Source organism: Marinifilum sp. RC60d5 (assembly GCF_052400665.1).
Taxonomy (GTDB): Bacteria; Bacteroidota; Bacteroidia; order Bacteroidales; family Marinifilaceae; genus JBQTGK01.
This window is the reverse complement of the sequence record NZ_JBQTGK010000002.1, coordinates 647,119-673,484: the sequence shown is the minus strand read 5'-3', so window position 1 is coordinate 673,484 and position 26,366 is coordinate 647,119. Positions and strand designations below refer to the sequence as shown.

21 protein-coding genes are annotated in these 26,366 nt (G+C 32.1%); 12 read left to right on the top strand and 9 right to left on the bottom strand.

What is annotated here, in order from left to right; genetic code table 11:
- The first annotated feature begins 67 nt into the window (after positions 1-67).
- The 8 genes from ACT3CE_RS06750 (at position 68) to ACT3CE_RS06715 (ending at position 9,009) form a co-directional block, all read left to right on the top strand.
- Entirely contained in the window at positions 68-1,297 is a 1,230-nt protein-coding gene (locus tag ACT3CE_RS06750) for an MlaD family protein (RefSeq protein WP_444709001.1), read from the top strand.
- A 391-nt stretch (positions 1,298-1,688) separates the two neighbouring features.
- Complete coding sequence (dnaA, locus tag ACT3CE_RS06745; RefSeq protein WP_444709000.1) at positions 1,689-3,119, top strand: chromosomal replication initiator protein DnaA; 1,431 nt, start codon at positions 1,689-1,691, stop codon at positions 3,117-3,119.
- 112 nt (positions 3,120-3,231) lie between these two features.
- Positions 3,232-4,092: an EamA family transporter gene (locus tag ACT3CE_RS06740; protein ID WP_444708999.1), complete on the top strand. Its 861-nt coding sequence runs from the start codon at positions 3,232-3,234 to the stop codon at positions 4,090-4,092.
- A gap of 23 nt (positions 4,093-4,115) precedes the next feature.
- Positions 4,116-4,727 (top strand): IMPACT family protein, encoded by a 612-nt coding sequence (locus ACT3CE_RS06735; protein WP_444708998.1) that lies wholly within the window; start codon positions 4,116-4,118, stop codon positions 4,725-4,727.
- 390 nt (positions 4,728-5,117) lie between these two features.
- Complete coding sequence (pyrB, locus tag ACT3CE_RS06730) at positions 5,118-6,023, top strand: aspartate carbamoyltransferase (RefSeq protein ID WP_444708997.1); 906 nt, start codon at positions 5,118-5,120, stop codon at positions 6,021-6,023.
- Between the two features lie 33 nt (positions 6,024-6,056).
- Positions 6,057-6,515, top strand: a complete 459-nt coding sequence (gene pyrI / locus ACT3CE_RS06725) for an aspartate carbamoyltransferase regulatory subunit (protein WP_444708996.1) — start codon at positions 6,057-6,059, stop codon at positions 6,513-6,515.
- Between the two features lie 97 nt (positions 6,516-6,612).
- A complete protein-coding gene (locus ACT3CE_RS06720) occupies positions 6,613-7,272 on the top strand; it encodes a hypothetical protein (protein WP_444708995.1) in 660 nt (219 codons plus the stop codon).
- 246 nt (positions 7,273-7,518) lie between these two features.
- Entirely contained in the window at positions 7,519-9,009 is a 1,491-nt protein-coding gene (locus ACT3CE_RS06715; protein WP_444708994.1) for a dihydrolipoyl dehydrogenase family protein, read from the top strand.
- Between the two features lie 59 nt (positions 9,010-9,068).
- On the opposite strand, the gene ACT3CE_RS06710 is transcribed toward ACT3CE_RS06715, so the two are convergent.
- Complete coding sequence (locus ACT3CE_RS06710; protein ID WP_444709174.1) at positions 9,069-9,221, bottom strand: DUF4842 domain-containing protein; 153 nt, start codon at positions 9,219-9,221, stop codon at positions 9,069-9,071.
- A 150-nt stretch (positions 9,222-9,371) separates the two neighbouring features.
- Between ACT3CE_RS06710 and ACT3CE_RS06705 the strand changes: the two genes are divergently transcribed.
- A complete protein-coding gene (locus ACT3CE_RS06705) occupies positions 9,372-9,686 on the top strand; it encodes a hypothetical protein (RefSeq protein ID WP_444708993.1) in 315 nt (104 codons plus the stop codon).
- A 319-nt stretch (positions 9,687-10,005) separates the two neighbouring features.
- Here the strand turns inward: ACT3CE_RS06705 and ACT3CE_RS06700 are convergent, their stop codons facing one another.
- Positions 10,006-10,515 (bottom strand): hypothetical protein, encoded by a 510-nt coding sequence (locus ACT3CE_RS06700; protein WP_444708992.1) that lies wholly within the window; start codon positions 10,513-10,515, stop codon positions 10,006-10,008.
- A gap of 366 nt (positions 10,516-10,881) precedes the next feature.
- Between ACT3CE_RS06700 and ACT3CE_RS06695 the strand changes: the two genes are divergently transcribed.
- From ACT3CE_RS06695 to ACT3CE_RS06685, 3 genes are all read left to right on the top strand, one after another.
- Positions 10,882-13,647, top strand: a complete 2,766-nt coding sequence (locus ACT3CE_RS06695) for an outer membrane beta-barrel protein (protein ID WP_444708991.1) — start codon at positions 10,882-10,884, stop codon at positions 13,645-13,647.
- 249 nt (positions 13,648-13,896) lie between these two features.
- Complete coding sequence (locus ACT3CE_RS06690) at positions 13,897-15,390, top strand: sensor histidine kinase (RefSeq protein ID WP_444708990.1); 1,494 nt, start codon at positions 13,897-13,899, stop codon at positions 15,388-15,390.
- A 60-nt stretch (positions 15,391-15,450) separates the two neighbouring features.
- The gene (locus ACT3CE_RS06685; RefSeq protein WP_444708989.1) at positions 15,451-16,161 is read left to right on the top strand and encodes a response regulator transcription factor; all 711 of its coding nucleotides are present in this window, start codon (positions 15,451-15,453) and stop codon (positions 16,159-16,161) included.
- A 361-nt stretch (positions 16,162-16,522) separates the two neighbouring features.
- On the opposite strand, the gene ACT3CE_RS06680 is transcribed toward ACT3CE_RS06685, so the two are convergent.
- From ACT3CE_RS06680 to ACT3CE_RS06650, 7 genes are all read right to left on the bottom strand, one after another.
- Positions 16,523-18,154 (bottom strand): trypsin-like peptidase domain-containing protein, encoded by a 1,632-nt coding sequence (locus tag ACT3CE_RS06680; RefSeq protein WP_444708988.1) that lies wholly within the window; start codon positions 18,152-18,154, stop codon positions 16,523-16,525.
- Between the two features lie 124 nt (positions 18,155-18,278).
- Complete coding sequence (locus tag ACT3CE_RS06675; protein WP_444708987.1) at positions 18,279-19,487, bottom strand: thioredoxin family protein; 1,209 nt, start codon at positions 19,485-19,487, stop codon at positions 18,279-18,281.
- A gap of 30 nt (positions 19,488-19,517) precedes the next feature.
- Positions 19,518-20,576: a TlpA family protein disulfide reductase gene (locus ACT3CE_RS06670; RefSeq protein ID WP_444708986.1), complete on the bottom strand. Its 1,059-nt coding sequence runs from the start codon at positions 20,574-20,576 to the stop codon at positions 19,518-19,520.
- A gap of 90 nt (positions 20,577-20,666) precedes the next feature.
- Entirely contained in the window at positions 20,667-22,085 is a 1,419-nt protein-coding gene (locus ACT3CE_RS06665; RefSeq protein WP_444708985.1) for a thioredoxin family protein, read from the bottom strand.
- Between the two features lie 7 nt (positions 22,086-22,092).
- Positions 22,093-23,520: a thioredoxin family protein gene (locus tag ACT3CE_RS06660; RefSeq protein WP_444708984.1), complete on the bottom strand. Its 1,428-nt coding sequence runs from the start codon at positions 23,518-23,520 to the stop codon at positions 22,093-22,095.
- Positions 23,521-23,747: 227 nt separating this feature from the next.
- On the bottom strand, positions 23,748-24,794 hold the full coding sequence (locus ACT3CE_RS06655) for a redoxin domain-containing protein (protein WP_444708983.1): 1,047 nt from the start codon (positions 24,792-24,794) through the stop codon (positions 23,748-23,750).
- 156 nt (positions 24,795-24,950) lie between these two features.
- Entirely contained in the window at positions 24,951-26,327 is a 1,377-nt protein-coding gene (locus ACT3CE_RS06650; protein ID WP_444708982.1) for a RagB/SusD family nutrient uptake outer membrane protein, read from the bottom strand.
- Between the last annotated feature and the right edge of the window lie 39 nt (positions 26,328-26,366).

The window sequence follows — 26,366 nt, the reverse complement described above, 5'->3', positions numbered from 1 at the left end:
CTAATTTTACAGAGAAACAAAGCATTTGTTAAAAAGTACAAATAATCATCACCTAATTTCCTCTCTCATGAAATTCTCAAAAGATACTATCATAGGCCTTGTCGTTGTAGGAACAATTGTAATTCTTATTTGGGGAATCAATTTTCTTAAAGGATTTAATATGTTATCCTCAGAAAAAACTTTTTGTGCAAAGTACGAAAGAGTTGATGGCCTTAAAAATTCAAGTCCTGTGACCTTACGAGGATTTAAAATAGGACAAATTAAATCGATCCGCTTTAGCGATGCCATAGGTTCAAACTTAATTGTTGAATTTAGCATCTCGGATGAGTTTCAAATCCCTTCAAATACAGACGCACGAATTATTAGCTCCGACATTATGGGATCGAAAGAAATTAAGCTTGTGCTTGGCAATTCTAAAAAAATGCTTCAATCGGGCGATACACTAACAGGAAGTATCGAGGGCGATTTAAAAGAACAAGTTAGTATGCAGATGCTACCCCTTAAAAGAAAAGCCGAAAATTTAATGTCGAGTGTAGATTCTGTACTATCAGTTATTCAATATATTTTTAATAAGGATACCCGCGAAAACTTAACTAAAAGCTTTAGTAGTATCGAACATACTTTTCAAAAGCTGGAAAATACTTCCGGAACACTAGATACAATTGTAAGCAGCCAAAAATCACACATGGAAAATATTATTTCCAATGTCGATTCTATTACAGGAAATCTAAAAAACAACAATAAAAACATTACAAATATACTGCGCAACTTTTCATCTATTAGCGATTCATTATCAGCTGCAGACATTACTCAAACCATAAACAATGCTAAATCTGCACTACAACAAAGCAATGAAATTATAGAAAAAATTAATTCTGGAAAAGGATCAATGGGAATGTTAATAAATAATGACACCCTATATATGAACCTTGAAGCTGCGTCGAACAGTTTAACAAACCTGTTAATCGATTTGAAAAACAATCCTAAAAAATATATGCATTTTTCTTTATTCGATACCGGAAAAACTGTTTACATGAATTCTGATAAGACAAAAAAGAAAAAAGATAAAGAAGAAAAAATTGCATATCAGGTTCAAATCATGTCTGTCGACAAACAAATTCCGCTACAAGATGCATCATTTAAAGGATACAAAAATATAAATGAAGTTTATTACAATGGCAGATATAAATATACTGTTGGCAACACAAAAAACTATAAAGAGATTATACGAAAACTTAAAAAAGTTAAGGAAGATTTTCCGGATGCCTACATTATAAAAATAACACCCGAGAATTAGTCTAAAATTTAACAGTCCCAATTATAGTAAAATAGAAAACAGCTAAAAGCCTGAGCTATTTAATCTAAGAACACACATTTAACTACCATTTAACTAACCTGATATTATGTATTATATCATATTGAATCTAAACAATATTATCAGACTGAAAAGTATGATTAGCGAACAGTTTATCAACCAGAAACTTACAAAAATTAACAATCTTAGTATCTGATTATTAATAAGTTAGTATTTTTTTGTTTTTTTTCATTTCTGTATAGCCGATTAATACTACAATAATAAATGTTTTTAAAAAGTCAAGAGCTAAATAATTTTTTTTTCCTATTTTTTTTCACAATCTTGCATACGCAAAATTCGCAACACCCTAATTTACTAAAACGCTGAAATAGAAATGAATAATAATCACTTCCAGGTTTGGAATAATTGCTTGGCTGTAATAAAAGACAATGTTCCTCCAATAAGTTTCAAAACATGGTTCGAGCCCATCGTTCCTTTGAACTTGGAGAATCAGATTCTTACATTACAAGTTCCAAGTCACTTTTTTTATGAGTATCTGGAGGAACAATACATTGATATCCTAAGAAAAACGCTACGCAAAGAAATTGGCAATAACGCTAAATTGGAATACAATGTTGTGATGGAAAACAATCACATTGAGAATTCAAAACCTGTTTCGGTAGTTGTTCCTGGAAATAATGGAACAAATACAAGAAATCGCCCTATAAATATGCCTTCCGATAAAGAAGAGCAAACGATTCGTAATCCTTTTGTAATTCCAGGGATAAAAAAATTACACATCGATTCTCAGCTTAATCCTGATTATTCCTTTAATAATTTTATTGAAGGAGAATGTAACAGATTAGCTCGATCAGCAGGTGTTGCTGTTGCCGAAAATCCTGGAGGTACTGCCTTTAACCCATTAGTATTATATGGAGATTCAGGTTTAGGGAAAACTCACCTTGCACAAGCAATTGGCCTAAAAACCAAAGAGATATACCAGGATAAAACAGTACTTTATGTAAGTGCTAATAAGTTTCAGACTCAATTTACCGAGGCTATACGTAATAATAATAAGAACGATTTTCTTCACTTCTATCAAATGATTGATGTCTTAATTATTGATGACATTCAGGAATTGGCAGGTAAAGAAAAAACACAAACTACGTTTTTCCATATTTTTAATCACCTTCACCAATCAGGTAAGCAGCTTATTCTAACATCCGATAAAGCTCCTATCGAACTAAAAGGAATGGAAAATCGTTTGTTATCGCGATTTAAATGGGGACTTTCTGCTGATCTTCAAAATCCTGACTATGAAACAAGAGTTAGAATTTTGCAACAAAAAGCCTATAAAGATGGGATTGTTCTTGATAATGAAGTTATTGAATATATTGCCAGTAATGTTACCAATAACGTAAGAGAGTTGGAAGGTGCTTTAATTTCACTATTGGCTCAATCGACTCTTAACAAAAAAGAGCTGAATTTAGAATTGGCAATGAGCATTATCGATAAGTTAGTGAAAAATACAAAACGCGAACTTTCTATCGATTATATACAAAAAGTGGTATGCGATCATTTCTCATTACCAATAGATGTATTACAAGCAAAAACAAGAAAAAGAGAAATTGTTCAAGCACGTCAAATTGCTATGTATTTCTCAAAAACATTAACAAAAGCTTCTTTAGCTTCTATTGGATCACAAATTGGAAACAAAGACCACGCAACCGTATTACATGCATGTAAAACTGTAAACAATTTAATGGATACTGATAGAGGATTTAAAACACAGATAGACGAAATTGATAAAAAATTAAAAATGTAGTTCCTATTTACTAACTACACTATATTGCTACCTAAAAAGCAGATTCATAATGAATCTGCTTTTATTTTTGCTACAAATTAAATTTCACTTATTTTCGACAAAAATTAAACCTATGCTCAACTTACTTTTTGCAATATTATCCTCGGCCGGAATATTTATCACCTTTAAATACCTCGAAAAATTTAAAGTTGACATTCTTCTCGCTATAATTATCAACTATATAACAGCTTCGCTTTGTGGGTATTTTTTATCCAATTCGAAACTCAATATCGAGAATCTCATTCACCAGGAATGGTTTACATTATCGCTTATAATCGGAGTTCTTTTTATCGCTGTATTCTTTATAATAGGACGATCTACTCAAAAAGCCGGAATATCTGTAACCACATTAGCAAGTAAAATGTCTTTTATATTACCTATGATATTTTCCATAGCCTACTATAATGAACAAATCAGTATTCAAAAAATAATTGGATTTTTACTAGCTATAAGTGCAGTTCTATTAAGCATTTACAAAGGAAAAACAGGAAATGTAAATCGCAAATACATCTGGCTTCCAATCTTGCTGTTTTTTGGTGCAGGAATGGTAGATTCACTTGTAAAATTTGCACAGGAAGAGCACCTAAGCGCAGGAGGTAAAGAAATGTTTTCTACTTTCTTATTTGCAATTGCCGCAATATCTGGTTTTATCGTTCTACTATTTCAAAAACAAAAGCTATCGAAATTAATACAGCCAAAAGTTCTAATTGGAGGTAGCATATTAGGACTCGTTAACTTTGGTTCGCTTTATTTTCTAATTGCATCACTAAACAAATCAGGATTCGACAGTTCTGTTGTTTTTAGTATCATAAATATTGGTATTGTTTCTCTATCGGTACTAATAGGAATAGGAATATTTAAAGAAAAACTAAACAAAATAAACATATTGGGAATTGTGCTGGCATTTATTGCTATTTTTATACTTACAAATTAATTATAATAAGATTAGCCATATTAATGTGTACAGATACTTATAAAACCATTGCCGAAATATCTGAAGGCTTATACAAAGAAAAAGGCAGCAAATTTATTGCCTATGCCTACCCTGTTACTTGCGAAGAAGAAATTAAAGAACACATCGCAAGACTTAAGAAGAAATATTACGACGCACGACATCATTGCTATGCTTATATGCTTGGCGCCGATAAAAAAACATTCCGTGCCAACGATGATGGAGAACCTTCTTCAACTGCAGGAAAACCAATATTAGGCCAAATTCTTTCGAATGATTTAACCAATATATTAATTGTGGTTATTCGATATTTTGGTGGAACAAAACTAGGAGTTAGTGGTTTAATTCATGCCTATAAAACAGCTGCCGCAGATAGCATTTCTAATGCCCAAATTTTAGATAAAACTGTTAATGATATCTATGATATTAATTTCGACTACCTTGTTATGAATGATATCATGAAAATAATTAAAGACGAACAAACAGACCAATTGGGACAAGATTTTAATTTAACATGTAAAATTACATTAAGCATTCGACAAAGCGAAGTTGATAGAATTATTGATAAATTTAATAAAATTACCAGTGTAACAACAGATTTTATTCGCACTACCTAATAGATTAATTACAAGTGCTCTACACCTATTTCTACCAAAGAATAATTTCAATCGAAGTAAAAATGTTAATAATTAATTAATTCTTAATTTGATTTGTAGCATAATTTATACCTATATTTGCAATCTAGAATGGAGAGACTATTAATTCAATCTAGAACCGCAAAAATTTTAAAAAGAAGTAAATATTTTTACTTCCCTATATTCATTTTCCATTATTTATTTCGAAGCAAAAACAATGTAAGGATTAATTCCATTTTCTGTTATTTGGATAATCCAATTGAACAATATTTACATAAAAAACCAACATTACTATTTAATTTAGTAATTGTTGGTTTTTTTTTGTGCCTAAAAAAAGACAATCATTTTATATACACTTTTAATTTTTAATCAATGGATAACAAAAGTTTAGTATCGATCGACGACTACACAAAAGAAGAAATCCTGGAAGTTTTGGCAAGAGCTGCCGAATTTGAAAAAAATCCGAACTGCAACTTATTGGAAGGTAAAGTTGTGGCTTCTTTGTTTTTCGAACCATCTACCCGCACCCGATTGAGCTTCGAAACTGCAATTAGCCGAATGGGAGGAAGAATAGTTGGATTTACAGATTCCTCCTCGTCGAGCGTTACCAAAGGTGAAACCTTGAAAGATACCACAAAAATGGTAAGTAACTACTGCGACCTTATAGTTATGCGCCACCCAATTGAAGGATCGGCTCGTTATGCATCAGAAGAATCAGATGTTCCTGTAATTAATGCTGGAGATGGAGCCAATCAGCACCCAACACAAACCATGCTCGATTTGTATTCTATATACAAAACACAGGGAACTCTTGAAAATCTTAATATTTTTATGGTTGGAGATTTAAAATATGGACGAACCGTTCATTCCTTGTTAATGGCCATGTCGCATTTTAATCCAACCTTCCATTTTATTGCTCCAAAAGAATTGGAAATTCCTTTGGCGTATAAAATTTTCATGGATAAAAATAATATCAAATACGAAGAACATACCGAGTTCAATGATATTATTAACCAAGCCGATATTTTATACATGACACGCGTACAGCGAGAACGTTTTGCTGATCCTTTAGAATACGAAAAGGTGAAAAATGTATATATTCTTAAAAATAATATGCTTGAAAATACCAAAGAGAACTTAAGAATTCTTCACCCGCTTCCAAGAGTTAATGAAATAGATGTAGATGTAGATTCAAACCCTAAAGCATACTATTTTCAGCAAGCACTAAATGGTGTTTATGCTCGCCAGGCAATTATAGCTAAAGCCCTTGATCTTTAATCTCATTTTTCACGCAAAAAAGAACATCAAAACATGAATGCAAAAAAAGAATTACAAGTAAGTGCCATTAAAAACGGAACTGTAATCGACCATATACCTGCCGAATATCTGTTTCAGGTAATTAATATATTAGGACTAGATAAATGCTCTAATTCTATAACTTTCGGGAACAATTTAGAAAGTAAATTACTAGGTAAAAAAGCCATTATTAAAATTGCAGAGAAATTTTTCGAGGATGAAGAAATTAATAAAATATCATTGATTGCTCCTCATGCAAAATTGAATATCATAAAAAACTATCAGGTAATTGAAAAAAAGATAGTTGAATCGCCTAAAAAAGTTGTGGGAATTGCTAAGTGCATGAATCCTAAGTGCATTACGAATGTAGAGGAAGTAACCACACGTTTTAAAGTAATTGATGATTCGCCTATTACATTAAAATGCCATTATTGCGAAAAAATTACAGATCACAAACATATCGAAATCATATAATTGATTTATAATTTTCTTGTTAGAGAAAGAAGTCCTTATGGGCTTCTTTTTTTTTACCTTTGCAGCTAATTTTAGAACAAAATAATACAAAGCCAATATGAATTTACAGATAGAAAAATTAAGAGCTACAATTTCGGAAGCCATAGAATTAGGACAAAATGGAAAAATCAGAGCCGGAAAACAAGCACTTAAAAGCATTTATCAGGAAATCAAAAATGATCCTTTTGTTCTATGGGAAAATTCTTTTGTCTCTCAATTAGGGAAATCTATTATTATGATGATTCATTGGGATTTAATTGATGAAGAAGAAGAAAACATTGGCTTGGCTCACCTTGCCTATTTATATATTAGTAAGGCAATTGAAAAAGAAGAAAGCTTACAACCCGAAACTGATTCTTGCGAATTATTTCGCTTAAGAAAAGATAGAATTATTGTAATGAAAAGCTTCGATGATTTTTTTGTGGATAGCTTACAGGATTTTTATTTCTCGGATAATAAAGCTGATAATTTAGACAGCCACAACCAACAAAGAAAAATAGTGTTGGCAAGAATTCCATTCATGCAATTTTCAGATATCTACAAGATAGAACAAGACTATCCGAACCTTAGAGATGATGAATTTTTACTGGATTTGGCTAACTACATTGAACACGAACAGGAATTTACTGATGAGAATTTAAAAGAGGCTTTCTTACTGCACAAAATTCTATTTAAACACACCTTCGAAAAATTAAAAAAGAAAGAGCTAATTTATTAAGGCTTTGTACATCAACTCAGCAAAATATTACAAAATTTTTATTCTCTTTCTATTAGTTATGGCTTGTATAAAATACTTTTTATCTGTAAAACATATTTTTGCTACCAACTTGAGATTATTATTTCTATCTTAATGCTTAATTTTAATTGGGTAAATAGAGAATGCTGAACTCTTCCTAATATCATGGAAAAAACTTCAAATTTAAATTGATAACTCAGCATAAAAACAGTAAACACAAGCATTTTTATGAAGATAGAAAAATACGATCTTGTTGTTTTGGGAAGTGGCCCTGCCGGTTTCTCTGCAGCAATGCGTGCAATAGATTTTAAAAAATCTGTTTGTTTAATAGAGGCTAACCACCTGGGGGGAACAGGAATTATGAACGGAGCACTTACCTCCAAAGCAATGTGGGAACTCTCCCGCGACTATTCCATTGCATCATCGGTAATGCGGGGTTACCGTGCTTCAGGATTAAACGTAGATTACAAGCAGGTTCAAAAAACAATTATGCAGGCCGCAAAGCAAAAACAATTACAAATGCTTTCGCAAATAGAAACCTTCGCCGAAGCTCATGACAATTTTGGAAATATAAGCCTGAAAAATGGTTGGGCTAAATTTATAGATTCTCATACTGTAGAAATAAGCTCTAAAAGTTCTACAGAAAAAGTTTATGGCGAAAATTTCATTATTGCAACGGGTTCACGACCTCGACAATTACCTGATGTAGAAATAGATCAGGAAAGAATTATCGACTCGGAAGGAATTATGAATCTAAAAGAATTTCCCGAAAGAATGATCATTTTAGGATCGGGTATTATCGGTTGTGAGTTTGCTACCATATTTTCTAATTACAATCAAACTGAAGTTCATTTATTAGATAGACAACACAAAGTTATTCCATACGAAGATGATGATTTAAGCGGATTTGTATCCAAGAATCTTGAGAACAATGGTGTTAATATTCATCATACTGCAAACCTACGATGCATTCGCAAAAAATCAGATTTTCTGGAAGTAGTTCTGGATTATCAGGATGGACATTCGAAGGTATTGGAAGTTGATGTTGCTTTGGTGGCCATTGGCAGAATACCAAATTTGGATAATATTGGACTTGAAAATGTTGGTATAGAAACCACAGAAAGAGGTTACTTAAATATAAATGAAGCATGTGCCACCGATAATTTTAAATCGTGTAATATCTTTGCTGCCGGAGACGTATCTGGTCATGCGCAATTGTATTCTGTAGGAGAACTACAAGGCAGATACATTGTTGAGGCTCTTTACGGCAATTTAGAATTTCCTTTGGATTATTCTAATATGTCGACCTTAATGTTCTTTAAACCGGAAGTAGCAGCCGTAGGATTGAATGAAAAAGCCTGTAAAAAAAAGAATATCCCTTATAAAGTTGCTACCTATTCTAACTCATTAATAAATCGGGCTGTTGCCATGCGAGCAGTTGAAGGTTTTATCAAAATTATTGTAAGCGATGATGGTAAAGATAGGATTCTGGGCATGCGTGCAGCCGGACCTCAGGCCTCAACACTAATCACCTCAATTGCCTATCAAATTACCCAAAAAGGAAGTTTAAAAGATATAAAACAGAATGTACATCCGCATCCTAGTATAAGCGAAGGTGTGCAAGAATGCTTGCGGGTTTTTGAAGAAAAATCGATATACAAACCAAAAGCGTTTCCCGATTTAATAAAATTAAATTATTGGAAACCCCAAAGCAACTAGCATAAAAAAAGACGTGAATTAAATCAATTCACGTCTTTTTTGTTTGATATATTTATATATTAATTATCAATATTACTATCATTTCTATAGCCACTATTGTCTTTATACCAATAGGTAAATGATGCACCACCACTTTCTGCCCAAGATGCAAAATGATTATAGCCTTCTATAATTTCAACCTTTTCTTTTGTGTATTTAAATTCGTAAGCAATAGCTATTGCCTATGGTAAACCATTCTATGTTCTGTAATCACTAGTCTAACATTTGATTATGATTTACATTAATTTGTCTATAACACGAAATTGATCTTCTATGTGCTTTTTCGTAACTTATGGGGAACATATACTTTAAAAACAAATTCTATGAACTCAGATAAAATGATCAGCATTATAACTTCAGGATCCTGGAAAAATATAGAGACTGACGAAATTTGTTCCTTTTCGTGGACAGTTACAAATCAATCCATTAACATTCACTTTAAATCGGGCAACAAAGCTGGCCGAGGCGATTCTCACAAATTTGTAAAAATATACCATAGTAAAAAGGAAATGGAAAACTGTAATGTAATTCGATTCCAGAGTAATTTATTTACCAGTGAATTTAAATTGTGTTCTGAAAACGGACCATTACATGTTGTATCGGCGGTATTTGGAAAAATGAATTTGGAAAAAATTTAAATCAAGTCCTTAATCAAGGGAAACTGGAGGTACCTCATATTTATTCTAATAAATTTGGAACCCCAAAAATTCCAGGCTGTTAATCTGCCAACAAAATACACTAGAAAAAAAGGAATAAGAAGTAAGGTAATAATAAATACCTCAAAACTCTTCTCTGGGTATATTTATTGAAATAGCGATAAATCCTCCCCAACAAACAAGATTCATGCCAGCCAAAATAATTTTCACTATTAACGCAACACCTACTTTTGATTTTATATATATATACAAACTCCATCGAAATCTACCGGTGTATTATTTCTCATATTAGAGAATCTTATTAACGAGTAACTTCAGCAACCACAACATTATCGTCATCCAATAAGTCTTGTTCAGAACGATTTAGATCTAACTCCCTTACAATTTTCTCTTTACTTGGATAATAGGTAACAAAAAGAATCATTATTAATCCTGCAAAACTTATAAACAGATAATTCCCAAATAACAAATAAGCAATAATGGTAAAAAATACAGATCCTTCCAATATTGCAAATTTCACAATCTGAGTACCTTTATACGATACCAATTTTAAACTCAGGCTTTCTTCTCTTTTACTTGCATCTATTCTTTTAGGAACAATAATTTGACTGGCAATAAAACTTCCAACAAATAATACAGGAATAAGTATAAAAAATACATTTTCAAGTTCAGCATCAACAATACTAGGACCATTTGTTTGATTTAAAAATAAAGTAATAGCAGCAAATGTAATTTGTCCAAAAAGCAAAGCTGCATGTATAATATTTAAACTTTTTAAATATTGTTTAAAATTTTGCTTAACTAAATTCATAATTCTATTAAATTAAAATGGGTTTATTAAAGTAAGTTGAAATTACAAGTATCTATTAAACAATCAAAATTTATGTAAAAAAATACACTCTCCCGATAAACCTACTTATTCTTTCATTAAGCCTTCTATAATCATATTTAAATAATAAAATATTCATATTCTGATATTGCAAATATGATAGTACTAATTACTTAACAGTTTTTAACAAACTAATGGCACGCATATAAATATAATATCTTATTGTTCTGTAAGTTACACACCTTACACAAGAGAAACGATTAACCTTAATTAACCTTGTTTCACTTTGAAATAAGATAGAAGAACCGATGGTAACTTATCTTTGAATTGAATTTAAAAACGACTATAATGTACAGAACAATACTATCTATATTTTTTATCCTTTTAGGATTATCAGCCATAGCACAAAAAAACTATAGCGTAAAAGGAAGAGTTCTTGATTCGCAAGACGAAAGCTCACTACCAGGGGCAAGTATTCTTTTTATTAATCAAAGAGATACACTTCAAAAACTGGGAACAATTACAAACGAAACAGGTGATTTTACAATGAAAATTAAACCCGGACATTATAACTTTCATGTATCATTTATTGGCTATAAAGAGATTATAAAACCCATTACAATAGAAAAAGAAAGTGTTGACATCGGCCAATTTAAACTAATAGAGAATGCAGAATTCCTTCAGGAAATTAGTGTTACAGAAACCTTGCCTCCTACAAAAATTAATGGAGACACTACGGTTTTTAATCCCGATGCTTTTAAGGTAAATCCTGATGCGACTGCCGGTGAACTATTAGCAAAAATGCCAGGATTTTATGAAAATGATGGCAAACTTATTATTGAAGGACAGGAAGTTGCAGAAATTCTAGTTGATGGTAAAAAATTCTTTGGAAATAACATTGATCAGGCTTTGTCGACCATTCCTAACGATATAATTAAAAACATAGAGGTTTATGAATACAAAAGCGATGAAGAAAAATTTACAGGCTTTAAAAAAAATGAGGAAGACAAAAAATCATTAAACATTGTAACCAACAAAAAAAGTAAGCGACTGCTGTTTGGAGATGTAGCTGCTGGCTATGGTAAAGACAACAGATATGGTTTCGACGGAAATATAAACAGCTTTTCGGATAACAACAGCATTACATTAACAGCAAAATCAAGAGATGTAAATGCACCATTAAAATTAAGTAATAGTAGTTTTGGAAATACTAGTATAGATGGTAACGATATTCAGGATGACTCATTTGGACTTAACTTTGTAAATACAAAAGACAATAATGATATTGAATTTAGCTATGAATATGGCAATCGCGAGTACGAAAATATAAGTAGCAATATTCGAAATTATACTTCTGAAGCTCTTGCCGGACAAATTCAAAATACAAGCATAAACTCGAGCAGTGACAATAATGAACATAGAGCCGATCTTAGGGTAACTATTAAATCAAATCCAAAAAATATGCTGATGCTAAACTCAAATTTTTCGGCATCAGATGGAGATAATAGCTCAAATTCAAATTCCGAAACCTATTTAAATGGTGAAATATTAAACCTTAATTCGAACCTGAATTCTTCTGAAAACAAGAATTATAATCTTAGCCAAAATTTAATGTTTTCGAGAAAACTAAATGAAAACGGACGTTCATTAAACTTAAACGCTGGATTTAATCACTCCAATAATGAATCGGATGCAAAACAATTGTCCGAAACTCTAAATGAATCCAATGATGTGAGTCAGAGTATCAACAGAATTTCAGATTCGGATTCGAAAAATACAGGTGTTAATGCGGGTTTATCGCTTAGCGAACCTCTTGGTGAAAAAGCCCAGTTAAATATTGGTTACCGATTTAATTACAGCCAACAAAAATCTGATAAATATGGATATAATTTTGATAATGTAAATAACTCATACAGCGAACTAGACGAATTAACCACAAATATTTTCGAAAATAAAACCATTCAGAATGCCGGAAGATTTTCTTATAACCTAAGAGGGAAAAAACATGGTTTTAGTCTTGGTGCCGATCTTGAATCTACAACTTTAAAAAATGAAGAGTCGTTTCCAAACCAAAGTAATTTCGAAAAAGACTTCTTTTCTTTTAAACCATATTTGCGATATTCTTTAAATCTAAAAAATCAAAAGCGTATTAACATAAATTACATGTCAAGAACATCCACCCCATTACTCAATGATTTACAGGAGGTTGCAGATCTCTCCAACCCTTTATACATTTCAACGGGTAATTCTGAACTTGAACAATCCAGATCGCACATGTTAATGGCATTTTATTCAGCCTCTAATATGAAAAAAGGAAGTCATCTGTCGATACATGCCATAGCATCGACATCAAACAATACAGTTGTTAGAAAAACCATTGTGGCCGCAAAAGATACTACTATTAACAACTTGTATTTTCTTCCTGCTGGCGGACAATTTTCCAAACCCGTAAACCTAGATGGACAATACATGTTAAATACAAGTATTTCCTATAGTTTTCCAATAAAAAAATTAAAGTCAAAACTAAACATTAACACCAGAGGTCGTTTTATGCATAACCCTACTTTTGTAAACGAAAAAAGAGCTTATACTGATTCGTGGAATATCAATCATGGAATGACATTAAGCTCTAACATAAACGAAAAAATAGATTTTACTTTTACCAGCTCAAGTAACTATAGAAAATCAAAAAACAATTCCAGTGCCGGATCTGAGTACATTTCGCAAACCACATCATTAAATATGTACTGGAACTTTTATAAAAATTTAGTTTTTAGAACCAATGCAAGTAATAACTATCAAAATAATTTCTCAACTAATGATGAAGATAGTTTCTGGCACTTAAATCTTGGATTATCTGCGAAAGTATTTAAAAGCAAACGTGGCGAATTGTCCTTTACAGCATACGATATTGTAAGTCAAGATGATGAAAGAACTCACATGGTAACAGATCTTTATACTGCAGACTATTTTACGAACAAACTTAACAAATTCTATATTCTAACCTTTAGCTATAAACTTAGAAAAGGTAAAAACAATAAACAAAATAGAAGGCACAGAGGTCATCAAGGAATGTACCCACCAAATGGAAACTACAACTACATGATGATGTAAAAAAGCATAACAACAGGAAGATAATTTTCTTTTAATCTTCATAGTCAATGTTTAGGTCATTCTTCTGGAATGGCCTTTTTTTTACCGCAGATAATTAAGATATATCTGATTATTACAAATTTTTCGAACTGCCAAATCTAACTCTTGAATCTTTGTTAATTATAAAAAACTATTCATTGATAAGTGTATTTTGGTTAAATAAGGTTAACAAATGACCCAATCGATATTGAAAGCCAGTATATTTGTTGTATGCAAAAAAATCGTTTAAGTAAGAAGAAGTACAGAATCGTTTCCCCAATGATTTTAAGTATGATTTTGTTGGTAACCTTTGTAGGATACTGGTTGCATAGTCAGTATTACAACGAAAAGAAAAATTTACAAATTGAATTATCTCAATTGTATCACAAATCGATAAACGATGGAGAATTCATTCTATTTTACCAAAATGTAATTAAACCAGCATTAAATTGCAAGGATACTGTTAATATAGACAGCCTGAAAATTGGAAACAAAAAAACCAGTGCCGAGTTTAAAAAAGCCTATATTAAAAACCTAAAAGAATATGTAGATTCAAATAAAACATATCAAACTCTTTTTAATGTAATAGAAAAAAAATCGATCATTCCCGATAGTTTAAGAAAAGAAAGACAATATGAAATTTTAAGATTAGGATATCCATACCAAATCTATCCAGGACAAATTCTATATCTCCAAAGAAAAAATCCAAAAGATACTTCTAATCAATTTTTCAGAAAACTCTTTCTTAAAAACCTAAACAGTAAATTCACTGGAATTAAAACCGGACAAGAAAAGAGCATTAATAGAAATGATATTTATTTGCTTGAAAAAACAAACAATGATACTATGCGAAGAGGAAGGCTAGGAATTATAGCATATTCAAGCAGGTACAACAATGAAGCAAATATTTTGTACTTCGAAAACTACTTCTTTTACCTTATCTCCAAAATTCTTGCTCAAATTATATTTGGAATTGTACTAATTGGCTTATCGGTTTTTGCATTGGTATTTGCTTATCGTTCTTACCTTACACAGGCCAAACTAAACATGCTTCGATCCGATTTTGTAAGCAACATTACCCATGAATTAAAAATACCTGTTGCAACAGCAAAAGCAGCCATGGAAGCTATTTTAAACTATGGGATAACCGACGACAAAGAGAAAACAAAATCGTATCTGCAAATGGTAGCTGTGGAAATGAATCGTTTAGATAATCTTACATCAAGAGTTTTGGAACATTCAAAATTGGAATCGAATAAACATTTGCTAAAAAAAGAAGAAACAAATTTAAATGAGTTCATAGCCAGAATTGTAAAATCAGTTGAATTGTTTTATGCCGACACCATTACTATTGAATACAACAAATCCAATCAGCAAATTACTATTCCTATTGATCAGGTTTATATTGAAGGTGTTGTTCGTAACTTGATTGAAAACAGTAAAAAATACGGAGGCGATAATGTTAGTATTGTGATAAAACTTTGGCAGGAAGGATCGCATGTATATGTATCTGTAATAGACAATGGTCCGGGAATACCTAAAGAATATTTAAACAAAGTTTTCGATCGTTTTTTTAGGGTTCCAACTAATAATAAACACAATGTAAAAGGTTTTGGTTTAGGTTTAAGTTTTGCTACTTTGGTTATGAAACAACACAATGGTTCCATAAGTGCCAATAATCTGCCTGAAAAAGGCTGTGAAATTAAACTCAAATTTCAATTATAATTAATAATGCTACTCCTATCTATTTTATTTAAATTGCATGGCTTTTAAAGTAAAATTATAATGAGAAAAACTAAAATACTATACGTTGAAGATGAACCTAATTTAGGCCAAATTGTGTATGATTCTTTGATACTTAAAGGCTTTGATACGATATGGGAAACCGATGGGGCAAAGGTAATGTCTAAATTTAATGATTTTACACCTGATGTTTGCGTTCTGGATATTATGCTTCCTAATGTAGATGGGTATCAGTTGTGTGAACATATCAGAAATAAATATCCTACTATTCCCATAATTTTCCTTACGGCTAAAACCGAAACCCCTGATCTTGTAAAAGGATTCGAAGCTGGCGGCACGGATTATATTCGAAAGCCTTTTAGCATTGAAGAGTTGCTTGTTCGCATTCAAAATCAGATTAATATGCACGGATTAAGCGAAAACTCATCTCGCACACAGGAAAAAAGAATAAAGCCTGATAAAATTAAATTAAGTACTTACAATTACTACCCTAAAAGATATGAGTTAGTAACACCTTCGAAAACCATTAATTTATCGAATCGTGAAGGTGAACTTTTAAAGCTATTAACAGAAACCGGAAGCAAAGTAGTAGAACGTAAGGATATATTACTTAACGTTTGGGGCGATGATTCCTATTTTAACTCGCGAACTCTTGATGTTTACATTAAAAAACTTCGCAATTACTTTAAAGAAGATTCCAATATCGAAATTCAAACCTTAAGAGGCAAAGGTTATTTATTTTTGGTAAAATAAATTCGTATCAATATAATATGATAAAAAGCAAGTTCCCAAACAGAACTTGCTTTTCTACATATTAAAACTCGGTAATTAAGCAGCTCTTTCCAACAACTCCACCGAGTTGGCTACCCAAAAGGATCTGAAAAAGCGCTCTTTTATCGTTTTCTCTTTCTCAACACTCATTCTTTCTAGTTTTTTTTTAAGTTATATTGTCTCAACTTTCGGCCGTAAAAATAGATCTCCTTTATGGATTTACCAAGTAGGGAAAGCCGACTTTCCATTTTTAACAAGAATTGAGCCAATATAGCGAAGCATAAAAAAGAGCAGTCACGAATATGGCTGCTCTTGTTTATGATTAGCTAGAAAATCAACAATATTAGTTCAACTTCTTACTTAATTTATTGTATTCGTTCAAAATAACATCAATAGGTATTGCGTAAGAACAAGTTCTTGTTGATCGCGCTATTGATACACCAACAATTTCACCTTTCAGATTAAGCAACGGAGAACCACATTCTTTTGGTTTTATGGCAATATCAAAAGTAAACGCATTGGCAAAGCCTTCTTTTTTGCCACTCACTTCGACCATATCGGCAGGGTGTTGCTTAGGAGGAAATGGACCTAATTTTACCTCTGTTTCAACTTCCATATTTCCTCTTTTTATTTGCAAATCGACAATTTGATTTGGACATGTATTCTTCATAAAAACGTCATACTCATCTCTATTCTTGAACACTTTTGAATTGATGCTAATTATCTCATCACCATCTTTTATTCCGCCTAAAAAGCTGTTGCTATTATCGTATACTTTGGTCACTTTTAAACCTTCCATCTCCATTCCAAACATTCCAGCTGTAAGAACAGGGATATTTCTTGTACCAACACCAATTACACCTGATAAATCAACCTCATTATTTACATTTAATAAACCAATTAAATCGCCTATTTCGATTTTATTCCTTATTAACAATTGATTCTCAACAGCTATTTCTTTTGAATGCAAAAACACCAAGTCGTTCTCATCAGATCTTCCGATCACTTCAAGTCTAACAAAGGTCCCATCTTTTAGTTTGCATCTAACTGCCTTCTCCTTTATTAATGATGACTTTGAAACCAATACACCATCCTTGGTAATTTGCGTTGCATGTATAATAAGCTGATCATCGTCATTCAACAGATAAATGGGATACACCATGTTTGATTTTATACTTTTACTATCTTCTATCGCGAAAGATAAATTGTCGTAACTTTTAGAAAGAACATACGGCGAGTCTGCTAAGTTTGCTTTTACAATTTCTTTAGAATAATAATTTGGATGTTTAGGCTCATGTACACCTCCATCAAGCAATGCATCCCAGTTTTTTAATATTCTATCGGTTGGCGAAAAATAGTTTTCAAATTCTTTTTCCCAACAATACGAGTTGATACCGATCAATTCTCCATCTAAATTAAAAAGTGGTCCTCCTGAATCTCCAGGCATCATTGTACAACTTGTTCTAAGGAAACCAGTTTTTGTAAATCCTCTAACAAAACCAGTACGCAAAACTGCTGGTCTTCCCTCCTGATAACCTGTCGAATGACCTAACATCAAACAAAGTTCATTACTATTTAATTCACTGCTTGATCCTATTTTGGCAAATGGCCACTTTCCCTCATCCTTTAATTTTAAAAGAGCAAAATCACCTGCCATATTTCTGCCGAATCGTTCAACATCCCGCTCAATTCCATCTTTAAGCTTAACAGTTATTTTTTCTTTTGTATTCTCAAACATTTCAATCACATGACTAGCAGTAAGTATGTAACCATCTTCTGAAACAATTACACCAGAACAACCTGCACCTATACTAACTGTACAATCTAATATCTGAGGATAAATTTTCTTTATCTGATTTTGAATATTTATAAGCTTATTAAAATCTTCTTTTACTGCCTTCTCAGATGCCAATACTTGTGACAATGACCCTATAAACACAAATGCTAACAGGAAAATTACTCTTATGATTTTCATTATAAATTATTTTTAAAATTTTAATCAAAATAATAACAGAACAGTATAAAAAAGACTCAGGTGTTAAACCTGAGCCTTCTTAATATACTCTCAAATAAAGTTTATTTGCAACAACTATCCTTGTTTACAAGTTATCAATAGCAACTTTCAAATTCGAAACGGAAGGATGCGTATTGTTTCCTCCAGCCTTAGCATTTTCGTCAAAGAAAATAGTAAAACTATTTAACGCTTTTGCCTTTTCTTTCTTTTGTAGATAAAGCTTCGCCAACATAAGATTACCCATAATTAGGCCTGTCTCCCGATCGGCAGTAATTTTTTTAGCAGCTTCTAAAAATTGATCAACAATCTCTTTAGAATTTGCTAGCTGAGGAGTTCTTAAAATCTCATCACAAATACCATTATAAATGTAGACATATTTTTTATCTCCTTTTAAAGCTTCAGCATTTTCCACCTTTAAATCATACCATGTTTGTAGTTGATTGTTTGCAATGTAGAAAGTATAGGCAAATTTCTTATTAACATCATCTATACCTTCAAGAGTAAATTGATTATTGCACTTTTCGATTTCTTTATCAAGCTCATTTAAATCTTTACATTTAGTAGCATACTCATCCAAATGTTTATAAATAGCACCTCCAAATAAAGATCCATACTCATATGGTTCTGTCATTTCTTTTATTTTATCCTTATTTTTCAATAAAAAATCGAACTCTTTTGAACCATACGGAAAATTTGCCGCAGAAATAACATAGAACTGCTCTTTGTTCATGTATTTCTCCAAAGATGTTTGCTTGATAATTTCCTTAGCTAAAATAGCCATATTCTCTCTATCATATTGAGCTTTTACCGCACCCAAATACGTCATCAAAAACTCTAAATCACGATTACCACTTTCATATTTAGCCTTAAGTGTACCAATACGCATGGAAGGATCAAGTGCTGCCTTTGCACCTTTAATTAAGTCTTCGGCAGGCATTCCACCCACCAATTTATGAACAGCATTTCCTTCACCATCAATAAAAAGTAGCGTTGGATATGAACTCACTCCATACTTTGATGCCAATGCAGGACCTTCACCCTTTTCGCAATCCATTTTTAGATTTACAAAGTTTTTATTGTAAAAATCACCTACTTCTTTCTGTGTGAAAATATTTTTTGATAAGTATTTACATGGACCACACCAAGTTGTGTAACAGTCCATAAAAATTAGCTTATTTTCTTTTTTTGCTTTTGCCAAAGCTTCGTTAAACGTTCCGTGGTCGAACTCAATTCCTTGGGCGAATAAACCACTACACATAAATGTGGCTATTACTAATACTAAAATCTTTTTCATCCTATTTCTTATATTGATTGTTATCAAAACCTATTTATCCGACTTAAAACCCACTTTTTCCAATTCGTCCCAAATAGCTCTACCATGCATATTTTTAGCAAGTATTTTACCTTCAGGTGATATTAGTACGATATGTGGAATAGCCGTTACATTGTAGCTAGCAGATATTTTTTTTGTATCTCGAATTTGTGTCCAAGGCATGTTTTCTTTTTTTACAGCTTTTAACCATGCCTTTTCATCTGCATCTGTCGAGATACTTATAATTTCCAGCCCTTTGTCATTAAAAGCTTTGTGGATTTCTTTTATATTTGGAATTCCTGCGCGACATGGACCACACCACGATGCCCAAAAGTCAATTAAAACATACTTACCCTTTAAAGCAGATAATGACACATCCTTGCCCGACAATGATTTAATATCAAATTGAGGTGCCATATTACCTACAGCAGATTTAGCTTCATTATTACGTCGGTTAATTAAATACTTAATGTAATAAGTATCATGTATTTCTTCTGAAAATGCACTAATTATCTTATTTAATGTTGGCAAATCAGCATGCCAGTATTTTTCTTTAAACAAATAAGTTAAAGGAATACTATTGGGTCTTTTCTTTACCAATTCCCACAATGTTGTTTCATATTTCTCTTTAACTTTTATTTCTTCAGGACTTAAATCTCGCTTGTATTTAAGGCTGGAGTAATGCTTATAATTAAGCTCTCTATATAAGTTTAGTAACTCATCAGTTAACTTTGATCCCTTAATTTCAAATTCACCACCAACTTCCGAAAGTTTCAAAATTCCTGGTTCTGAATAAAATTCACATTGTTTCCTTTTATCGCCTATCTTTAAATACATGCGTCTACATGCCATAACTGAGTCTAGTTCGACGCGGAACTTTCCATCGATAATCTCTGCATGATAACTTAATTTCTCAGACTCTTCCATCGATTTTACTTCCTGATAAGGATAAATCGTAATTTTTCCACTTGGAGCTGATATTTCTCCTTCAATAATACATTTATCGGTAACTTTATTGCAAGCAAATAATGCTGTAAGCATTAAAAAGGCAATTACTTTTAAATAATTCATATTCAATATTTTTGTTATTTATTTCGATAAAATATAAGCTAAAACAATACTGATCGACAAGAGAAAGCAAATCAGTATGTTTAAATAATTTTATTTCTCTTTTGTCATCTTTGATGGATAATCTTTCAAAGATTCAACATATCTTTTTTCCATATCATTTTTAGCCATTTTCTCCAATTTTGATATGGCTTGTTTCAATTCATCAGCTTTACCATTTGCCGACAATGCAGCTACCAAAACAGTGTTATTAGTAAAGGAATCAATTGATTTTAAAGCTTCTTTAATCCATTCTTCACCTTTTTGAGCAGCCATTGGAAATTTACTAATCTCTCCCTGAACAAAGGCTGTTGCAATAGTAGCCATAGTATTCGCCCTATTTGATGAGTTATTTATTTCCTCCTGGGCTTTTGGCAATTCTTCTTTTATTAATTTTATAGCCTCATCTTTTCTCCCTTGCTTAAGCAGAATATTGATATATTTCGTGCGCCATTCGGTAGAATTCTCCAAATTCATCCCTTTCAGACACCATTTCTCAGCCATTTTTAATTCCTCAGGAATATCTTCTGGCTTTTTATTATAGAGCATAAAATTTATATAACCATTAATCTCCCAAGCCGTTGCATAATTCGTCACATGACAATCCACAATATCTCGATATTCTTTCTTACCAAAATCTCCTCCTTTAGCAACTGTAAAATAATTAGCCAAATGTGTTCGAAGTGGTTCATCAACTTTCTTAGCATTTTCGATTACGCTATCTGCTGGTAAATTGATTTTACCATAAACCGCATTGATATAGTTCATTTTAAAAACATTAAATGCAGCAGCATCAATATCTTTCTGGGAAGCAAATTGCTGGTAAGCCTTTCTATTCTTTAAGAAATAAATAAATGTAGGATTGGTACAATCATCCATATATTTAGAAACGATTTCATAAACAGTTTCTGATGTCCAGTTTTTATCTCCTAATTCATTTAGATAGCTAGAAATAATTTCGGCATAATTCTTACGAGCTTCTTTTAAGGCAGCTATGTATGCAAGAACAGTTTCCATATTTCTATTTCCACTATTGTATTTATCTTCTAGTGTAGCTAACTGTTTGTTTGGGTTGTTAGCCAATTTAGAAAGAGCAATAAACTCTTCACTATTTTTTCCACCTACCGATTTATAAACTACTTTTCCATCACCGTTTATAAACAATAAGGTTGGGAATGCTTTAGTAGCATACTCCTTCGCAAACGCCACTCCTTCACCTTTTTCGGCATCAATTTTCATCGAAATAAAGTTGCTATTCATATACTCACCAACGTTCGAATCTTTAAAAACACTGGCCGCCATACGCATACATGGGCCACACCAATCGGTATATACATCAACAAAAATTAATTTATTTTCCACCTTTGCTTTTGCTTTAGCTTCTGCCCAGGTTCCATGCTCAAATTCAATACCTTGTGCAAATAAACCAGAACACATAAAAGTAGCGACTAGTAATACTAAAATCTTTTTCATATTCAGATTATTTTGAAGTATTTAGCATTGATTCATTATAAGCCTTCACTTGCTTTAAATAAGCTTGTTCATGCTCGGTCAAATCCATCGCACCAATTTTAGTAATGATTTTAGCAGCCTCCTGATGTCTTCCCTGAGCAGACAAAGCACTTACCAAAACACTATTATTATTTAGATTATCTTCTATTTTAAGTGCTTGGCGAATCCATTCTTCCGATTTCTTTGCAGCCATCGGAATAGTAAATAATTCTCCCTTTACTAATGCACGTGCACTTTCATATAAAGCGTTCACTTTGTTAGTGGATTTATTAATATCCTTCTGAGATTTACTAAATTCTTCTACTACCAACTTTTCAGCCTCTTCTTTTTTCCCTTGCTTCAAAAGAATAGTAATGTATTTGGTTCTCCACTTCACATTATCTTCCAATTCAATACCTTTTAAACACCACTTTTCAGCCAATTTCAATTCTTCAGGAATGTCTTCATTCTTCTTTTGGTAAAGCATGAAATCGATATAATTATTTATCTCCCATGCAATGGCATAATTCTGAATATGACTATCTACTGTTGCACGAAATTCTTTGTTTGCATAAGCTTCCATTGGACTAGAAACTACAGTGAAATAATTCGTGATATGTGTACGTAAAGGCTCTTCAACAACTTTGCTAGTTTCTGTTAATTCCTCAATAATTTGAACTCCTTCTGAATTTACTCTCTTGATTAAGTTCATTTTAAAGACATTGAAAATAGCATCATCAATATCTTTCCTGTCCGCATATTTTTCGTAAGCCTTTTTATTTTTTACAAAATAGGAGAAAGCCATATCTTTAGGATCATCCATATACTTTGATATAATTTCAAATACAGCCTGTGATTTCCATTTATTCTGCCCTAACTCTTTCAAATATTCTTTGATAACTTCTGAATATGCTCCTTGACTTTCTTTTAAAGCAGCAATGTATGCTAATACAGTTTGCTCATCTCTATCGCCTGCATTGTATTTTTTTGCCAATACTGGCAATTGTTTTTTGGGATCATTTGCCGATTTAGCCAATGCTATAAACTCATCAACCGACTTTCCTCCAACTGCTTTTAGTACCAATTCACCATCCCCATTAATAAATAATAAAGTTGGAAAAGCTTTTACCTCATAAGTTTTTGCAAATTCAGGACCTTCTCCTTTTTCGGCATCAATTTTAAAAGAAATTAAATTTTTATTCAAATATTCACCTACATTAGAATCAGTAAAAACTGTTTTTGCCAACACTTTACATGGTCCACACCAAGATGTATATACATCAACAAAAATTATTTTATTTTCTGTTTTGGCTTTAGCCTTCACTTCTGCCCATGTCCCATGCTCAAATTTTATCCCTTGAGAAAATGCACTACTACAAATAAACAATGCGATAATTACCCCAAATATTTTTTTCATTTCAATTTGAATTAATGAATTAAACTTACTTCTACTCTACAGACTGTGATTATTTCGGGTCGTATGAATGAAAAATGGCTTTTTAACCTTAATTAACCTAAGAATTATAATTTGGAACACTAGTATTCTTTATTTCACTAGTAATATGGTATTAATCACCCTTACTTTTAGGCAAAAAAAAAGACCAATTTACTAAACTGATCTTTCCATATAATGTATGTTGTTTGTTACTTAAAAAGCTCTTCAACTCTTTTTCGTAATCCTTCACCATGTAATCCTTTATCAATGATTTTTCCGTTTGAATCCATCAAGAAAATCATTGGAATATACGTAATATTGTAGGCTTTACTTACAGATTTGGTATCACGAACCTGTGCCCAAGGCATTTGCTCCTGATCTACGGCTTTTAACCATGCTTTCTCATCTGAATCGGTACTTACGCTTAAAACTTCTAATCCTTTAGCTTTATAGTCTTCATAAATTTTCTTCACATTTGGGATCTCTGCTCTACACGGTCTACACCACGATGCCCAAAAATCTACCAACAGATATTTTCCTTTGTACTTAGAAAGCGAAATAACTTCACTTTTATCTGATTTTAAAGAAAAATCCGGAGCCTGTTTACCAATGGAAACTCTTTGCTGATTGGCTTTTCTTTCAATCATCCGTTTAATGTAGTAAGAGTCCTGAATTTCTTTTGAGAAGGAGTTAATGATTTTATTTAATGTTTCAACATCTGCTCCCCAATATTTTTCATAGAACAATTGACTTAATGGAACACTGTTCGGATATTCTTTGGTCAATTCCCAAAGTTTAGAGTTGTACTGATCTACAAGCTTCTGCTCTTCAGAGCTCAACATTTTCTTATATTTTAAATTATCATAAGCTTTATAGTTTAACTTTTCCAATAATTGTTGATATTGATCATTAACAGCGGAGCCTTCAGCAACTAATTCTCCATTTTTCTCCGTAATTTTTATTACACCTGGCTCTGAAAACATAGTATAACTTTTATAATCCTTACCAATTTTTATGTGTATTGATCTACTAGCCTTTTCTGAATCCAGTTCCAATTCAAACGTACCATCTTTTATAGTAGCTTTATAAGTTAAGCTATCAGACTCTTGTTTCGAATAAACTTCCTGATACGGATAAATCACAAGATCCCCATCTCCACCAGATAGTTGACCTTTTATAATACAATTGTCATTTTGCTTACTACATGAGAATAGCGTTACCAATGCCATTAAGACAAATAGTTTAAAAAACTTCATGATAAAATAAATTAATATTAATACTAAAAAATCTCAGTAAAGTGGTTAGCTCCTTTTTGGACTGATAAAATAAAACCGAAGTTTCCAATAGATGGACATAGATGTATAGCCCCGGAAATAATTCCGGGACTAATAATATTCAATTACTCGCTATTACTAACGAGGATTTTGTTCGATTTCTGGATTTTTATTTATGTACTTTCTTGCAAAAGGTAAAGCCCATTTGTTATCGCCTGGAGCTAAAGTAAAGTTTTCACCATTTACGGAATGAACAATAGAGATATTTGCGTTATCGTATACATTGTAACGACGAATATCAGTATAACGATGTCCCATAAATGCTAATTCCCTTCTTCTTTCCTCTTTAACCAAAGCTAATGCTTCTGTAGCATCAGTAGCAGTTAGCGGAGCATAGGCTGCCGTTGCTATTCTATTTTGACGAATCAAATTGATATCATCCATAGCAGCACTAATACCAGCAGAACCTCTTCTTGCATTGCACTCTGCTCTAATTAGCAACATTTCTGGAACTGTTAATCCATACGAACTTCCTGTGTTACCATAATAGTAATAATACAGACTAGTACCCGGAGATGCCCATTCATTCGTTATCCTACCTGTGTAACGTAAATCATTATCCTGATCAAATAAGTCCATAAACTCTTGACTTGGATACATCATATAATAATCTGACAATGGATTCTTCAATAATAACTGCTCTTTATTCAGGTATCTTTGTCCAAAATCAAGCAAATCAGGATACCAATTATGGGCAGGTAAATCATTATAATTTGTCAAATAAGTATATAAACCCAAAGAAATATCAGCATACTTAAGAGCATTTGTAAAATCTCCCATTATTAAATAAGTTCTAGCTAATAATGCACTAGCAGAAGCTTTAGAGGGTCTCCACAATTCAATTTGAGTGTCAGGTAAATACTCATACACCTCATTTAAATCGGCAAGAATTAAATCATATACCTCCTGTACATTTCCTCTTGTTAAACTACCCTCTAACACTGGTTTTAATTGCATAGGCAAACCTAAATCCGTAGCCGCACTAGTAGGATCGTATTGTTTTGCATAGATATTTACCAATTTTAAATATGCAAAAGCTCTATGAACCTTTGCCTCAGCATATAACTTCTTTTTTTCCTCTTCATTTCCAGTTGTTCCCAGTACTTCATCTATAACTGTATTGAAAAGATAAATTCCTGCATAAGCATTATTCATGCTTCCATCTTCTTCTGATTGCAAATAGATATGATCCTCAAATCGATATGCTCTTGGTTGATATTCAGAATAATAAGAGCCAATTAAATCATCTCTTAAATCAATATCATCCGATAACCATAGGTCAATGTCGGGAGCATCCGTAACAGCTGTACCTCCCCAGCCTTGCGTATCATCTAATAAAAGTCTATAATCATCTACTTTTGACGGAATAACTTTTCCCTTCGGCTCAATATCCATCCAGTCATCACACGAAGTGGCAAAAACGACTAGAATCAATAAATATATAATATTTTTCATTTGTAATATTTTTTATCGGAAGTTGTGAAGCCACAACTT

What these genes read in the sequence shown, in the direction of transcription:
- ACT3CE_RS06750 (WP_444709001.1), top strand. Translation starts at nt 68, where the DNA reads ATGAAATTCTCAAAAGATACTATCATAGGCCTTGTCGTTGTAGGAACA.
- dnaA (WP_444709000.1), top strand. Translation starts at nt 1,689, where the DNA reads ATGAATAATAATCACTTCCAGGTTTGGAATAATTGCTTGGCTGTAATA.
- ACT3CE_RS06740 (WP_444708999.1), top strand. Translation starts at nt 3,232, where the DNA reads ATGCTCAACTTACTTTTTGCAATATTATCCTCGGCCGGAATATTTATC.
- ACT3CE_RS06735 (WP_444708998.1), top strand. Translation starts at nt 4,116, where the DNA reads ATGTGTACAGATACTTATAAAACCATTGCCGAAATATCTGAAGGCTTA.
- pyrB (WP_444708997.1), top strand. Translation starts at nt 5,118, where the DNA reads ATGGATAACAAAAGTTTAGTATCGATCGACGACTACACAAAAGAAGAA.
- pyrI (WP_444708996.1), top strand. Translation starts at nt 6,057, where the DNA reads ATGAATGCAAAAAAAGAATTACAAGTAAGTGCCATTAAAAACGGAACT.
- ACT3CE_RS06720 (WP_444708995.1), top strand. Translation starts at nt 6,613, where the DNA reads ATGAATTTACAGATAGAAAAATTAAGAGCTACAATTTCGGAAGCCATA.
- ACT3CE_RS06715 (WP_444708994.1), top strand. Translation starts at nt 7,519, where the DNA reads ATGAAGATAGAAAAATACGATCTTGTTGTTTTGGGAAGTGGCCCTGCC.
- ACT3CE_RS06705 (WP_444708993.1), top strand. Translation starts at nt 9,372, where the DNA reads ATGAACTCAGATAAAATGATCAGCATTATAACTTCAGGATCCTGGAAA.
- ACT3CE_RS06700 (WP_444708992.1), bottom strand. Translation starts at nt 10,515, where the DNA reads ATGAATTTAGTTAAGCAAAATTTTAAACAATATTTAAAAAGTTTAAAT.
- ACT3CE_RS06695 (WP_444708991.1), top strand. Translation starts at nt 10,882, where the DNA reads ATGTACAGAACAATACTATCTATATTTTTTATCCTTTTAGGATTATCA.
- ACT3CE_RS06690 (WP_444708990.1), top strand. Translation starts at nt 13,897, where the DNA reads ATGCAAAAAAATCGTTTAAGTAAGAAGAAGTACAGAATCGTTTCCCCA.
- ACT3CE_RS06685 (WP_444708989.1), top strand. Translation starts at nt 15,451, where the DNA reads ATGAGAAAAACTAAAATACTATACGTTGAAGATGAACCTAATTTAGGC.
- ACT3CE_RS06680 (WP_444708988.1), bottom strand. Translation starts at nt 18,154, where the DNA reads ATGAAAATCATAAGAGTAATTTTCCTGTTAGCATTTGTGTTTATAGGG.
- ACT3CE_RS06675 (WP_444708987.1), bottom strand. Translation starts at nt 19,487, where the DNA reads ATGAAAAAGATTTTAGTATTAGTAATAGCCACATTTATGTGTAGTGGT.
- ACT3CE_RS06670 (WP_444708986.1), bottom strand. Translation starts at nt 20,576, where the DNA reads ATGAATTATTTAAAAGTAATTGCCTTTTTAATGCTTACAGCATTATTT.
- ACT3CE_RS06665 (WP_444708985.1), bottom strand. Translation starts at nt 22,085, where the DNA reads ATGAAAAAGATTTTAGTATTACTAGTCGCTACTTTTATGTGTTCTGGT.
- ACT3CE_RS06660 (WP_444708984.1), bottom strand. Translation starts at nt 23,520, where the DNA reads ATGAAAAAAATATTTGGGGTAATTATCGCATTGTTTATTTGTAGTAGT.
- ACT3CE_RS06655 (WP_444708983.1), bottom strand. Translation starts at nt 24,794, where the DNA reads ATGAAGTTTTTTAAACTATTTGTCTTAATGGCATTGGTAACGCTATTC.
- ACT3CE_RS06650 (WP_444708982.1), bottom strand. Translation starts at nt 26,327, where the DNA reads ATGAAAAATATTATATATTTATTGATTCTAGTCGTTTTTGCCACTTCG.